An 11937-nucleotide genomic window follows, 5' to 3' on the forward strand; every position below is an offset into this window, starting at 1 on the left:
CAACTTTTCAGGATCATTCTCCAGGCCACGGAGGATACGCCGCCATGATCATGGACACGCATCTGCACCTCATAGACCAGGGCGCGCTTCGCTATCCGTGGCTGTCCGGCGTGCCGGCGCTGAACCGCGATTTCTCCTATGCCGAATATGCAGCCGATGCGCGGCGCTCAGGCATTGAAGCCGTGTTGCACATGGAGGTCGACGTCGACCCCGCCGACATCGCCGCCGAGACGGCGCACGTCAAGTCGATCGCCGGCCAGGCGGGCAGCCTAGTCAAGGGCGCGATCGCCTCCTGCCGGCCCGAGGAGGCCGGTTTCGAGGCTTATCTGGAAACGGTCAAGGCGGAGCCGTTCGTCAAGGGTTTCCGCCGCGTGCTGCATGTCGTTCCCGACGATGTCTCGGAAGGCGCGCTGTTTCGCCAGAACATCAAGCGGCTGGCCGGCACCGGCCTGACATTCGATCTTGTGGTGCTGCCGCATCAGATCCCAAAGGCAATGGCGCTCGCCGACCTCGCCCCGGACGTCCAGTTCGTCCTCGATCATTGCGGCGTGCCCGACATCAAGGGCAATGCCGAGCATCCGTGGCGCGAGCATATGGAAGCAATTGCCAAGCGGCCCAACGTCACGGCCAAGATCTCCGGCGTCGTCGCCTATGCCGATCCGGCGACGTGGACGGTCGAGACGCTCCGGCCCTATGTCGAGCACACGATCCGGTGCTTCGGCTGGGACCGGGTGATCTGGGGCAGCGACTGGCCGGTCTGCACGTTGGGCGGCGGGCTGACGACCTGGATCGCCGCCACGCATGCGCTGCTGGCCGGTGCAAGCGATTCAGAGCGGACCCGCCTGCTCTCGGGCAATGCACGCCGGCTGTGGCGGATATAGACGTCAAGCTCGCCGAGCGTCGCGGCGGCGATCGGCACATCTAGCCGGCGGCGGCTGGCGCGAAACTCTCCCGGAACAGGCGATTGATGTCGGCGACGACGTGGCCGGCGTCCTGCCGGCCGGCAAGGCCTTCATTGATGCGGTCCGAAGTCAGCTGCTGGAAGGCCATGTAGCCGTCATGGCGCGGGCGGACCCAGGCGCCCTCGAGTGTCGCCCGCGTAGCGCGATAGAAGTCGCCGGTCGCGGCATTGACGGCATCGTCCTCCCAGGCTGCGGCGTGGCCGGGCTGGCCGCCTGCGGCGGCGTAAGGGCCGCGCTGCACGTCGCCGCTGGCGATCCAGTAGGCGAAGTCGATTGCCGCCTGGCGCTGGGCGGAAAAGGCGGAGACGGCAATGCCGGTGCCGCCAAGCGCCGAGCCGACCGGGCCGTTGCCGCTGGCGACCGGCATGTCGGCGAAGGCGAGGCGGTGCGGGCGGAAACCCGCCACTGCATAGGAAACATAGCCATAGATCAGCGGTGCGCAGGCGATGCGCGAGCCGGGCTTGGCCATCTTCTCGAAGACGGCGATCGGATCCATCGTCAGGCATGCGGGATCGACAAGCGCTGCGATCTCGCGCAGCATCTCGAAGGCGGTTTTGCCGGTCTCGCCATCGACAAGGTCGGCCGAACCGTCGACTATGCATGGCCGGCCGAGATCGGCGGCCAGAGTGTAGAAGCACATCAGCGAATGCGGCGGCCGAAGCGGCAGGAGCACGCGGCCCTGCCCGGCAAGCGCCAGCACCTCGGTCCAGATCGCCGGCGCGGCTTCGATCAGATCGGGCCGCCAGGCCTGCACCTGGGTCGCGGCGTCGATCGGGAAAGCCCATTGCCGGCCCTGCCAGGTATAGCTCGGATAGGACTGGCCGACGCTTGCTGCAGCCAGCGCTTCGCGTTCCGCCTCGCGTCCGGGCACATCGAGCGGCGCAAGGCATTTCTCGGCGGTGATCTGGCCGACATGCGGGTGGTCGATGACGATCAAATCATAGGCGCGGGCGAGCTCTTCCACCGGGAAGGATTCGAAATCCTGCAGCGAGCGCTTTTCCCATTCGATCGAGACGCCGGTCTTTTCCTTCCACAGCGCCGAGCAGGCCACCATCGGGTCATAGCCGCGCGGATGGCTCCAGGTCATGCCTTTCAACCGGATCACAGGCCGAACTCCGCGCGGATTTTCTCGCTGTGCTCGCCGATCCGAGGGGCGGCCCGATCCACCTTGGCGCGCGCGCCGTCGACGCGCAGCGGCGAACGCGTGGTGAGGATCGACACGTTGTCCTCGCGTGTCACGGTCTGCAGCATGTCGAGAGTCTTGAAGCCATCGCTCTGCATCAGTTCCGGCCAGGTCAGCACCTTGGCGCACCAGACGTCGGCGGGCTCGAGGACCGCCAGCCACTCGTCGATGGTCTTCTCGGCGATGCGCCTGGCGATGATCGCCTTGATCTCGTCGCGGGCGGTGAACCAGGTCTCCGGCTTGTCGCGGAACGGGTCGAGCTCGGGCGATTCGAGCAGGTCGGCTATCTTCGGGATCGGCGTCATGGCAATCGCCAGGTAGCCGTCCTTGGCCGGATAGACGCCGTAAGGCGCCGAGAGATAGGCATGGGCGCTGCGGAAGGACGAGCGCTTCGGCAGACGGCGGCCGTCGTTGAGATGCGTGGTCAGCACCTCGAACTGGAAATCGACCAGCGCCTCGAGCAGGCTGGTCTCGACATGGCCGCCCTCGCCCGTGATGCCGCGCCGCACCAGCTTGGCCAGGATGCCTTGGGCGCAGGCGGCGCCCGCCAGCATATCGGCGATCGCCAGGCCGAACGGCACCGGTCCCTGCTCCTCGTCGCCGTTCAGCCACATCACGCCGGAACGAGCCTGCGCGAGCAGATCCTGCCCAGGGCGCTTCACCCATGGCCCTTCCTCGCCATAACCGCTGATCGAGGCATAGACGAGCCGGGGATTGATCGTGCTGACACGCTCATAGTCGAGGCCGAGCCGCTCGATGACGCCCGGCCGGAAGTTCTGGATAAGCACGTCGGCCTTGGCGATCACACCGCGCAGCGCGGCGAGGTCGGCTTCGTTCTTCAAATCGATGGCAAGGCTTTCCTTGCCGCGGTTGATGGCGTGGAAAATGGTGGAATCGCCGCCGATCTCGGTGTCGCTGAGATAGAGCCGGCGCGACAGGTCGCCGCCATCGGGCCGCTCGATCTTGATGACGCGCGCGCCGAGGTCGAGCAGGCGCAGCGAGCAGTAGGGTCCCGACAGGAACTGGCTCATGTCGACGACGACGAGGCCGGTCAGCGGAAGTTCTTTGTCAGCGGCCACGGTTCATTTCTCGGTCTTGCCGACAAAATCGGCCGGGTTCTTGTATTTCACCGTCTGCAGATGCTCGCAGTAGAGCACCAGCTCCCCTTCACCCTTGAAGACTTCATAGCTGGCGCGGATCAGGCCCATATCCCGGTAGCGCGGCTTTTTGTCGAGGTTGGTGCGGATCGAATAGATGGTGTCGCCGATGAAGACCGGCTTGATGAAGCGCAGTCTGTCGTAGCCATAGGAAAAGGCGTTGATGCAATTGGTGGCGACCAGGCCGAGTCCGGCCGAGAAGACGAAGGCGCCCGCCACCAGCCGCTTGCCGAAGATACCTTCCTTCTCGGCGAACATCTGGTCCTGCACGTAAGGATGGATATCCAGCACCAACGCATTGAACATATGGCTTTCGCCCTCGGCGATGGTGCGGCGAAGCGAGCGGATTTTGTGGCCGACCTGCCAGTCCTCGTAGAACCAGTTTTCCGAATTCCAGACAGGGATCTCGGCATGCGCCTCAGGCATGTCGGCAGGATGCGTCGAGGCGACACCGACGGTCGGCGCGAATGCGCTCATGATCCTCTCCGGGAGCTTCCGGCGCGGCCTGCAAGGCGGTTCCGGGCGCGGTGCCGGATGGCGAGATGCATGGTCGCTTTCCTCCCACTGTTTTCTTTTGTGAATAATATTTTCATATATGGGATTACCTTGCAAGCGACGATCGGCGAAATTTTCGCCAAGGCCGGCACCAGCGGAGGAGCCGCCGGCGACGCCAGGGAAGATCGATGCGAAGCGCCTGTCTTGCCTTTGTTGGCAGCCCCAATCGCGAGGCGCCCTACTTCCAGGGCGCGGCGTCTACGCTTTCGACAAGTGGACGCTCGCCGTGCAGAAGCTTGCCGAGACCGCGAGGTCAGAACGCCGATGTGCGTGCGGATCATCGAGGACCGGCTTCAATCCTGATCTCAGCGAGTGGAGTTCTTAGCGACTGACTTTGCTCACTGGCCGATCCGCGCGAACGAGCCGGTATAGGTCTGGCCGGCTAGCGCGTAGGTGACGTTGAGCGTTCCCGGCGACGGCATCGTGGCGGTGATGTCGGCGCCGTTCGGCAGGCGCCCGAGCTTCAACGTGCTGCCGGAAATCCTGCCGGAGCCGTCGGCCACACCCGGCTTGTTGTCGGCCAGGTCGCCCCATGCGTAGCTGGCCGTCACCTGCCCGCCTGAAGACACGGTCAGGACCGCCAGCTTGCCGTCATACATGCCGTTGAGCTGCCCCGCCCATATGCCGGAGAATGCGGCGTATCTGGCGGGAACGCCCTTGCCGGGTGGAACGACCGCAGCCGCCTCATCCAGCACCGCCGAATTCGGTGAGGCCGGAGCGGGAGCGGCGGCCGGAGCGGGTTGCGGGTCAGCAACAGGCTGTGTGTCTGGGGTCGATTGACAAGCAGCAAGCGCGGCCGCAATGCAAAGCATCGGCAAGAGATTGTTTTGTCGCGCAAGCAGCCCGGATCGAACACGTCCCTGCGCCGGATTTCCACCCAAAGCCGGAATTCTCATAAGCATCCCTCTGACAGGAAGCCCTTAGCCTAGTTGCGGCCACCAGCATAGGGATTTCCTCCGGCGCTTGTTTCGCCGGATACGAGCTGCGTTCGTTTCCGTTGGAGCAGCTTTCCCGACATCTCGACTTGCTGGCATCCATCGACGCTCCGTCGCGGGCATGATGCCGGAACTCCCGCCAATGCCCCGCGTTCCAAAAGAAACCAGTAGCGAGCGCGCTCCGCCGATCCGAGCAAAGATCGTTCGTGAATTCCTTCGAGAAGAGCGCGATAGGTGCACGGAGCTCCAGCCATGGCTTTCACGCTTGAGAGTCCAGCCTTTGAAAACGGCCATACCATTCCCGAGCCCTACGTCCGCAACGGAGGTAATTTGTCGCCTCCCCTGCGGTGGAAGAACGCACCGGCCGGGACCAAAAGCTTCCTGCTCGTCGTCGAGGATCCCGATGCGCCGCGCGGCATGTTTCGCCATTGGGCTGTCTACGACATTGCCGCCGGGCGAGACCGCTTGCCGGAAGGCACCGCCGGACCGGAAACTTTCCACCAAGCCGTGAACGACTTCGGCAATACCCATTATGACGGTCCCCAGCCGCCAAAAGGGCACGGCGTTCACCATTATCACTTCCGCCTTTCGGCACTCGACGTTGAGGCGCTGGAAACCGGCGGAGAACCGGAAATCGCGAATCTTCTGGCCCAGGCGGAGCCGCATATGATCGCCACTGCCGACCTCGTCGGCACATATGAAAGCCGCTGATGCGCGATCCGACGCATCCTGTCGGCATTCGATCATGCCCCCGTTCGAACGAGGAGAAAGACAATGCCGGACAAGAAAACCATCGAAAAGGCGCGCGAGGACAAGCGCGAAGGCAAGTCGGCTAGCACGCAGGCCGGTGAATTCGTTCACGCGGAAATCGACAAGGTCCGCAAAGGCAAGCACGGCGCCCGCTCCACCAAACAGGCGATCGCCATTGGCCTTTCGGAGGCGCGCCGCGCGGGCGTCGACCTGCCGCCCCCCAAAAAAGGAGATGTGAAGGAGAGCACGCGCAAGAGCGCCAAATATGCTTACGAGGCAGGCCAGGGCGAACGGAAGCCAAAGCGCCAGCCGAAGGTCTCGAAGGCGGTATCGAAGGTGCTTGAGGGCGAGCCGAAGGGCACCGCCTCCCACAAGGCTCTGTCGAAGCAGGCCAAGAGCGCCGCATCCGGCCGCACGGCCGAAGAGCGGTCGGCGGCGGCAAGGAAAGCCGCTGAGACCAAAGGCGCCGCCGGACGATCGGCGGCAGCGCGAAAAGCAGCCAGAACCCGCGCCCAGCACGGTTAGAGCAATTTCAGGTCGAGCGGTTGCCCGTTCGTGCAGCAGTTCAGGAAGGACTGTTTGGTGGAGCCAATCGGAATCGAACCGACGACCTCTTGAATGCCATTCAAGCGCTCTCCCAACTGAGCTATGGCCCCACTCCCGGCAGTCGGCCGGCGCCGTTTCCGGCGAAGAGATCCGGCGCGATTGGGAACCGCGCCGTCGTTTAGTGCTGGCGGCTTCTAGCGCCGCCTTCGGTCAAGATCAAGCCTTGAAAAGCCGCTTTTTCGTCACAGGCCAAAATGGCCGGCAAACGAACTCAGACTTCGTCATCGTCGTCGCCGACGCCGATCATATCGGCGACGTCATCGTCCTCTTCCTCTTCGTCGGCAAGGAAGGTGTCGTCTTCGTCGTCGCCGAGATCGACATCCTCTTCATCGTCGCCAAGATCTGGAAGGTCGTCGCCGCCGCCCTTCACCTCGTCATCGGCCTCCTCGAGCGAGACGACTTCGGCGCCTTCCTCTTCGTCGGCATCCACTTCCTTCTCGGCGACTTCCTCATCTTCCTCGAGGGCGGAAATCTTGCCTTCCTCGAAATAGGAGCGTGGATAGCTCTTGCCGGTATAGGGCGAGACGATCGGGTCTTTGTTGAGATCGTAGAATTTCCGACCCGTTTCGGGGTCGACACGCTTGGTGCCAAGTTCAGCTTTTGCCACAGCAGGCCTCGTCAATAAAAGAGTGGTCCCCATAACGGCAGTTTTGAGCGCTGTCAAAGCCAAAAGCCGGCATTGTAAAATGCTCGTGTTCGAAGGCCTCGCACAAGGGGATGACCATTGCAACGCACCGTGATACGAGACCGCCGCAGCATGACGAACCGAGCCGGTCAGCCGGCATTTCATTTGGAAGACAAGGATGTCTCACTCCGCCGCCGCTAAGCCGGCCACGGCCCGCAAATCCCCTGCCCTTGCCGGCACCGCGCGCGTGCCGGGCGACAAGTCGATCTCACACCGCTCGTTCATGTTCGGCGGCCTTGCCTCCGGCGAAACCCGCATCACCGGCCTGCTCGAAGGCGAGGACGTGATGCGCACGGGCGCCGCCATGAAGGCGATGGGCGCGCATATCGAAAAGAACGGCGGCGAATGGGTCATCCGCGGCACCGGCAACGGCGCGTTGCTGCAGCCTGAAGGCCCGCTCGACTTCGGCAATGCCGGCACCGGCTCGCGCCTCACCATGGGGCTCGTCGGCACCTATGACATGGAGACGACCTTCATCGGCGACGCCTCGCTTTCGGGCCGGCCGATGGGCCGCGTGCTCGACCCGCTGCGCCAGATGGGCGTGCAGGTGCTGAAGGCCGCTCCCGGCGACCGCATGCCGATCACGCTGCGCGGCCCGAAGCATGCAGCACCCATCACCTATCGCGTACCGATGGCATCCGCCCAGGTGAAGTCGGCGGTGCTGCTTGCCGGCTTGAACACTCCCGGCATCACCACGGTGATCGAACCCGTGATGACGCGCGACCATACCGAAAAGATGCTGAAGGGTTTCGGCGCCAACCTGAGCGTCGAGACGGATGAGCGCGGCGTGCGCCACATCTTTATCGAAGGCCAGGGCAAGCTCACCGGACAGACGATCGCCGTGCCAGGCGACCCCTCCTCTGCCGGCTTCCCACTGGTCGCGGCGCTGGTCGTGCCGGGTTCGGACATCGTCATCGAGAACGTGCTGATGAACCCGACCCGCACCGGGTTGCTGCTGACCCTGCAGGAAATGGGCGGCAAGATCGACATCCTCAATCCGCGCAATGCCGGCGGCGAGGACGTGGCGGACCTGCGCGTGCGCTCCTCGGAGCTGAAAGGCGTGGTGGTGCCGCCCGAGCGCGCGCCCTCGATGATCGACGAGTATCCGGTGCTGGCCGTCGCCGCGAGCTTCGCCGAGGGCGAGACGCTGATGCAGGGGCTGGAGGAACTTCGGGTCAAGGAATCCGACCGTCTGGCGGCGGTGGCTAGAGGCCTGGAGCTCAACGGTGTCGACTGCACAGAGGGCGAAGCCTCGCTCGCCGTGCGCGGCAGACCGGGCGGCAAGGGACTCGGCGCTCATCCGAACGGCCCCGATACGGCGGTGAAGACGCATCTCGACCACCGCATCGCCATGAGTTTCCTGGTGATGGGACTGGCGACGGAGAAGCCGGTGACGATCGACGACGCCAACATGATCGCGACGAGCTTTCCGGAGTTCATGGGATTGATGAAGGGATTGGGCGCGGAGATTGGGTGAGGTCGATGGACTGGAGCCGAACTGAGACGCTGGCAGGACAGCGCCCCCCTCTGTCCTGCCGGACATCTCCCCCACAAGGGGGGAGATCAGCTGTCGCGTCGGCTTTCGCCAATCACCAGCGTTTAAAAATCGAGCGGGGCGCCGAAGCTGCCAATCTCCCCCCAAGTGGGGGAGATGTCCGGCAGGACAGAGGGGGGCGCGAAGGATCGCGGCGGTTATTGTATTTGTCGCCCCCTCCAACCGCGACGCTCCATCCATGAGCACCCCCTTCACCATCGCCATCGACGGCCCTGCCGGTGCCGGCAAGGGCACACTCGCGCGCCGGCTTTCCGACCACTACCGGCTGAACCTGCTCGACACCGGCCTCACCTATCGCGCGGTGGCCCACAAGCTGCTCGAACTCGGTCTGCCGCTCGACAATGTCTCGGCTGCAGAAACCGCGGCGCGGCAGGTCGACCTGTCGAACCTCGACCGCACCGTGCTCGCCGCGCATGCGGTGGGCGAGGCGGCCTCCAAGGTCGCGGTCATTCCGACCGTACGGCGCATCCTGGTGGAGAAGCAGCGGGCCTTCGCCAAGGCGCCGCCGGGCGCCGTGCTCGACGGCCGCGACATCGGCACGGTCGTGTGCCCCGATGCCGACATCAAGCTCTATGTCACGGCAAGCGCCGAAGTGCGCGCAAGGCGCCGGCTGGCCGAGATTGAGAGCATGGGCGGCAGCGCCGATCTCGCCACCATCCTTGCCGATATCGAGCGCCGCGACGAGCGCGACATGGGTCGCGCCGACTCGCCGCTGAAGCCAGCGGCAGACGCGCACTTGCTTGATACCAGCGAAATGGCTATAGAGGCCGCGTTTCTGGCGGCGATGGCGATCGTTGACGACGTCCTTGCCAAAAGAAACAAGGCCTGATCAGGTTTTTCGATTGCCGTTGGCGGCGAAAATACCCATATCGGGCACGAACCAGCCTGCCAGCATTCTTCATGCGCCGGACTTGCCGCCTGAACAGCGGCCAAGGGCTTTCAGCCCGGAACGCCGGCAGGTTCACGCAACGCTAACCCACGGCGCCCGCCCCGCTTGAAGACCGGGGTATTCCAGGAGAAACAATGTCAGTAGCTAATCCGTCTCGCGACGATTTCGCGAGCATGCTCGAAGAATCATTCACCGCCGGCCATTCCGGCGAGGGCCAGGTTGTTCGGGGCACGATCACCGCGATCGAAAAGGACATGGCCATCATCGATGTCGGCCTCAAGGTCGAAGGCCGCGTGCCGCTGAAGGAATTCGGCGCCAAGGGCAAGGAATCCTCCCTCAAGGTCGGCGACACCGTCGAGGTCTATGTCGAGCGCATCGAAAACGCGCTTGGCGAAGCTATGCTGTCGCGCGAGAAGGCTCGCCGCGAGGAGAGCTGGGTCCGTCTCGAAGAGAAGTTCACCAAGGGTGAGCGCGTCGAAGGCGTCATCTTCAACCAGGTCAAGGGCGGCTTCACCGTCGATCTCGACGGCGCCGTGGCGTTCCTGCCGCGCAGCCAGGTCGATATCCGCCCGATCCGCGACGTCACCCCGCTGATGCACAATCCGCAGCCCTTCGAGATCCTCAAGATGGATCGCCGCCGCGGCAACATAGTGGTGTCGCGCCGCACCGTGCTCGAAGAGAGCCGCGCCGAACAGCGTTCGGAAATCGTGCAGAACCTCGAGGAAGGCCAGGTGGTCGAAGGCGTGGTCAAGAACATCACCGACTACGGTGCGTTCGTCGACCTCGGCGGCATCGACGGCCTGCTGCATGTCACCGACATGGCCTGGCGCCGCGTCAACCATCCGACCGAGATCCTCAACATCGGCCAGACGGTCAAGGTGCAGATCATCCGCATCAACCAGGAAACCCACCGCATCTCGCTCGGCATGAAGCAGCTCGAGTCGGATCCGTGGTCGGATATCGGCACCAAGTTCCCGATCGGCAAGAAGATCAAGGGCACCGTCACCAACATCACCGACTACGGCGCGTTCGTCGAGCTGGAGCCGGGCATCGAGGGCCTCATCCACGTTTCGGAAATGTCGTGGACGAAGAAGAACGTGCATCCCGGCAAGATCCTGTCGACGACGCAGGAAGTCGACGTGGTGGTGCTCGAGGTCGATCCGGCCAAGCGCCGCATCTCGCTCGGCCTCAAGCAGACGCTAGAAAACCCGTGGCAGGCTTTCGCCTCAAGCCATCCGGTCGGCAGCCAGGTCGAGGGCGAGGTCAAGAACAAGACCGAGTTCGGCCTGTTCATCGGCCTGGAAGGCGACGTGGACGGCATGGTGCACCTCTCCGACCTCGACTGGACCCGTCCGGGCGAGCAGGTCATCGAAGAGTACAATCGCGGCGACATGGTCAAGGCGCAGGTGCTCGACGTCGACATCGAGAAGGAGCGCATCTCGCTCGGCATCAAGCAGCTGGCCCGCGACACTGTCGGCGAGGCGGCCAGTAGCGGCGAGCTGCGCAAGAACGCCGTCGTCACTTGCGAGGTCATCGGCGTGAAGGATGGCGGTCTGGACGTGCGGCTGGTCGACAGCGGCATCGAGACCTTCATCAAGCGTTCGGACCTTTCGCGCGACCGCGACGAGCAGCGCCCCGAGCGCTTCACCGTCGGCCAGAAGGTCGATGCCCGCGTCATCGCCTTCGACAAGAAGACCCGCAAGCTGCAGGTCTCGATCAAGGCGCTGGAAATCGCCGAGGAGAAGGAAGCGGTCGCCCAGTACGGCTCGACCGACTCCGGCGCGTCGCTCGGCGACATCCTGGGCGCGGCGCTGAAGAAGCAGGGCAACTAAAGCCTTCCGGGAAAGCCGTTTGCGGCTTTCCGTCGGAATTGCGTAAGCCCTTTGGCGAACAGCAAAAACCCCGCCGGAGCGATCCGGCGGGGTTTTTCTATTGCCTGGATTTCTGTGCGGTCAGGCGCGTCCGTAAAGCGGAACCAGCGTGCCGCTCATCGCCAGGTTGGCGGGCGAGGCGAGGTAGGCGATCGCTTCCGCCGCGGCCTCCAGGCTGACCCATTTGGCGAAATCGGCATCGGGCATGTCGGCGCGGTTGGCGGGCGTGTCGAGCGTCGAGGGCGCCACGGCGTTGACGAGGATGCCCTTGCCCTTCAACTCCTCGGCCATGGCCACCGTCATCGCAGCGACCGCCGCTTTGCTTGCGGCATAGGCGACCATGCCGGAGCCGCGCCTCGGATCGAGTCCGGCGCGCGCGGTGACGTTGACGATGCGGCCGGCCGTGTTGGAGTCCAGCATCGAGCGCACCGCGGCGCGGCTGCACAGGAAAGCCGTGCGTGCGTTGGTGTCCATCATCTCGGCGAAGGAGGCCGACTCGATCTTTTCGACCGGCGCCATGGTGAAGCCGCCGGCAAGGTGGATCGAGGCCCAGAGCTCGGGAACCTGATGGTAGAAGGCCTCGACCTTGGCCGAATCCGACAGGTCGACATTATGCGCCAAATGCACGCTGGCATGGGCTGCGTAAGGAAAATGCGGCGGGGCCGCCGCGTGGGCATTTGGCACGTGGCAGATCGCGCCTTGCTCCAGCAGTCTGCCGACAACCGCGCCGCCGAGCGCCCCAGTGCCGCCCGTCACCACGACATGCCTGCCATTCAGCGTTTCCGTCAT

General features: G+C 64.3%; 12 protein-coding genes and 1 tRNA gene. 6 read left to right on the plus strand and 7 right to left on the minus strand.

Annotated features, from left to right (window positions below; all coding sequences use genetic code 11):
• Nucleotides 1-44 precede the first annotated feature (44 nt).
• Nucleotides 45-881, plus strand: a complete 837-nt coding sequence (locus CK219_RS25350; protein ID WP_095769350.1) for an amidohydrolase — start codon at nucleotides 45-47, stop codon at nucleotides 879-881.
• Nucleotides 882-921: 40 nt separating this feature from the next.
• On the opposite strand, the gene CK219_RS25355 is transcribed toward CK219_RS25350, so the two are convergent.
• The 4 genes from CK219_RS25355 to CK219_RS25370 all read right to left on the minus strand — a co-directional run bounded on the left by CK219_RS25355 (nucleotide 922) and on the right by CK219_RS25370 (nucleotide 4552).
• Nucleotides 922-2049: an extracellular solute-binding protein gene (locus CK219_RS25355; RefSeq protein WP_095769351.1), complete on the minus strand. Its 1128-nt coding sequence runs from the start codon at nucleotides 2047-2049 to the stop codon at nucleotides 922-924.
• A gap of 14 nt (nucleotides 2050-2063) precedes the next feature.
• Nucleotides 2064-3224 (minus strand): CaiB/BaiF CoA-transferase family protein, encoded by a 1161-nt coding sequence (locus tag CK219_RS25360; protein WP_095769352.1) that lies wholly within the window; start codon nucleotides 3222-3224, stop codon nucleotides 2064-2066.
• Between the two features lie 3 nt (nucleotides 3225-3227).
• Nucleotides 3228-3779 carry a MaoC family dehydratase gene (locus CK219_RS25365; protein WP_095769353.1) on the minus strand — a complete coding sequence of 184 codons (552 nt, stop codon included), beginning with the start codon at nucleotides 3777-3779 and terminating at the stop codon, nucleotides 3228-3230.
• Between the two features lie 416 nt (nucleotides 3780-4195).
• Nucleotides 4196-4552, minus strand: coding sequence for a hypothetical protein (locus CK219_RS25370; RefSeq protein WP_245340614.1), 357 nt, complete (start codon nucleotides 4550-4552; stop codon nucleotides 4196-4198).
• Between the two features lie 492 nt (nucleotides 4553-5044).
• On the opposite strand from CK219_RS25370, the gene CK219_RS25375 reads away from it, so the two are divergent.
• A complete protein-coding gene (locus CK219_RS25375) occupies nucleotides 5045-5503 on the plus strand; it encodes a YbhB/YbcL family Raf kinase inhibitor-like protein (protein WP_095769354.1) in 459 nt (152 codons plus the stop codon).
• Between the two features lie 63 nt (nucleotides 5504-5566).
• Nucleotides 5567-6067 carry a DUF6496 domain-containing protein gene (locus CK219_RS25380; protein ID WP_095769355.1) on the plus strand — a complete coding sequence of 167 codons (501 nt, stop codon included), beginning with the start codon at nucleotides 5567-5569 and terminating at the stop codon, nucleotides 6065-6067.
• A 55-nt stretch (nucleotides 6068-6122) separates the two neighbouring features.
• Here the strand turns inward: CK219_RS25380 and CK219_RS25385 are convergent.
• Together CK219_RS25385 and CK219_RS25390 are read right to left on the minus strand one after the other, a co-directional pair.
• Nucleotides 6123-6198: transfer RNA gene (locus CK219_RS25385), tRNA-Ala, on the minus strand.
• Between the two features lie 161 nt (nucleotides 6199-6359).
• The gene (locus CK219_RS25390) at nucleotides 6360-6755 is read right to left on the minus strand and encodes a TIGR02300 family protein (RefSeq protein ID WP_095769356.1); all 396 of its coding nucleotides are present in this window, start codon (nucleotides 6753-6755) and stop codon (nucleotides 6360-6362) included.
• A 196-nt stretch (nucleotides 6756-6951) separates the two neighbouring features.
• Between CK219_RS25390 and aroA the strand changes: the two genes are divergently transcribed.
• The 3 genes from aroA to rpsA all read left to right on the plus strand — a co-directional run bounded on the left by aroA (nucleotide 6952) and on the right by rpsA (nucleotide 11109).
• Nucleotides 6952-8310, plus strand: coding sequence for a 3-phosphoshikimate 1-carboxyvinyltransferase (gene aroA, locus CK219_RS25395; protein ID WP_095769357.1), 1359 nt, complete (start codon nucleotides 6952-6954; stop codon nucleotides 8308-8310).
• 256 nt (nucleotides 8311-8566) lie between these two features.
• A complete protein-coding gene (gene cmk, locus CK219_RS25405; RefSeq protein WP_095769358.1) occupies nucleotides 8567-9217 on the plus strand; it encodes a (d)CMP kinase in 651 nt (216 codons plus the stop codon).
• A 194-nt stretch (nucleotides 9218-9411) separates the two neighbouring features.
• Nucleotides 9412-11109, plus strand: a complete 1698-nt coding sequence (gene rpsA / locus CK219_RS25410; RefSeq protein ID WP_095769359.1) for a 30S ribosomal protein S1 — start codon at nucleotides 9412-9414, stop codon at nucleotides 11107-11109.
• Nucleotides 11110-11229: 120 nt separating this feature from the next.
• Here the strand turns inward: rpsA and CK219_RS25415 are convergent, their stop codons facing one another.
• The gene (locus CK219_RS25415) at nucleotides 11230-11937 is read right to left on the minus strand and encodes an SDR family NAD(P)-dependent oxidoreductase (RefSeq protein ID WP_095769360.1); all 708 of its coding nucleotides are present in this window, start codon (nucleotides 11935-11937) and stop codon (nucleotides 11230-11232) included.

The organism is Mesorhizobium sp. WSM4313 (genome assembly GCF_002294725.1).
GTDB lineage: Bacteria > Pseudomonadota > Alphaproteobacteria > Rhizobiales > Rhizobiaceae > Mesorhizobium.

Excerpts from the sequence above, each read along its gene's own strand:
- CK219_RS25375 (WP_095769354.1), top strand. The coding sequence starts at position 5,045 with ATGGCTTTCACGCTTGAGAGTCCAGCCTTTGAAAACGGCCATACCATT.
- CK219_RS25365 (WP_095769353.1), bottom strand. The coding sequence starts at position 3,779 with ATGAGCGCATTCGCGCCGACCGTCGGTGTCGCCTCGACGCATCCTGCC.
- CK219_RS25355 (WP_095769351.1), bottom strand. The coding sequence starts at position 2,049 with ATGACCTGGAGCCATCCGCGCGGCTATGACCCGATGGTGGCCTGCTCG.
- CK219_RS25350 (WP_095769350.1), top strand. The coding sequence starts at position 45 with ATGATCATGGACACGCATCTGCACCTCATAGACCAGGGCGCGCTTCGC.
- cmk (WP_095769358.1), top strand. The coding sequence starts at position 8,567 with ATGAGCACCCCCTTCACCATCGCCATCGACGGCCCTGCCGGTGCCGGC.
- CK219_RS25415 (WP_095769360.1), bottom strand. The coding sequence starts at position 11,937 with ATGACGGAAACGCTGAATGGCAGGCATGTCGTGGTGACGGGCGGCACT.
- aroA (WP_095769357.1), top strand. The coding sequence starts at position 6,952 with ATGTCTCACTCCGCCGCCGCTAAGCCGGCCACGGCCCGCAAATCCCCT.
- rpsA (WP_095769359.1), top strand. The coding sequence starts at position 9,412 with ATGTCAGTAGCTAATCCGTCTCGCGACGATTTCGCGAGCATGCTCGAA.
- CK219_RS25380 (WP_095769355.1), top strand. The coding sequence starts at position 5,567 with ATGCCGGACAAGAAAACCATCGAAAAGGCGCGCGAGGACAAGCGCGAA.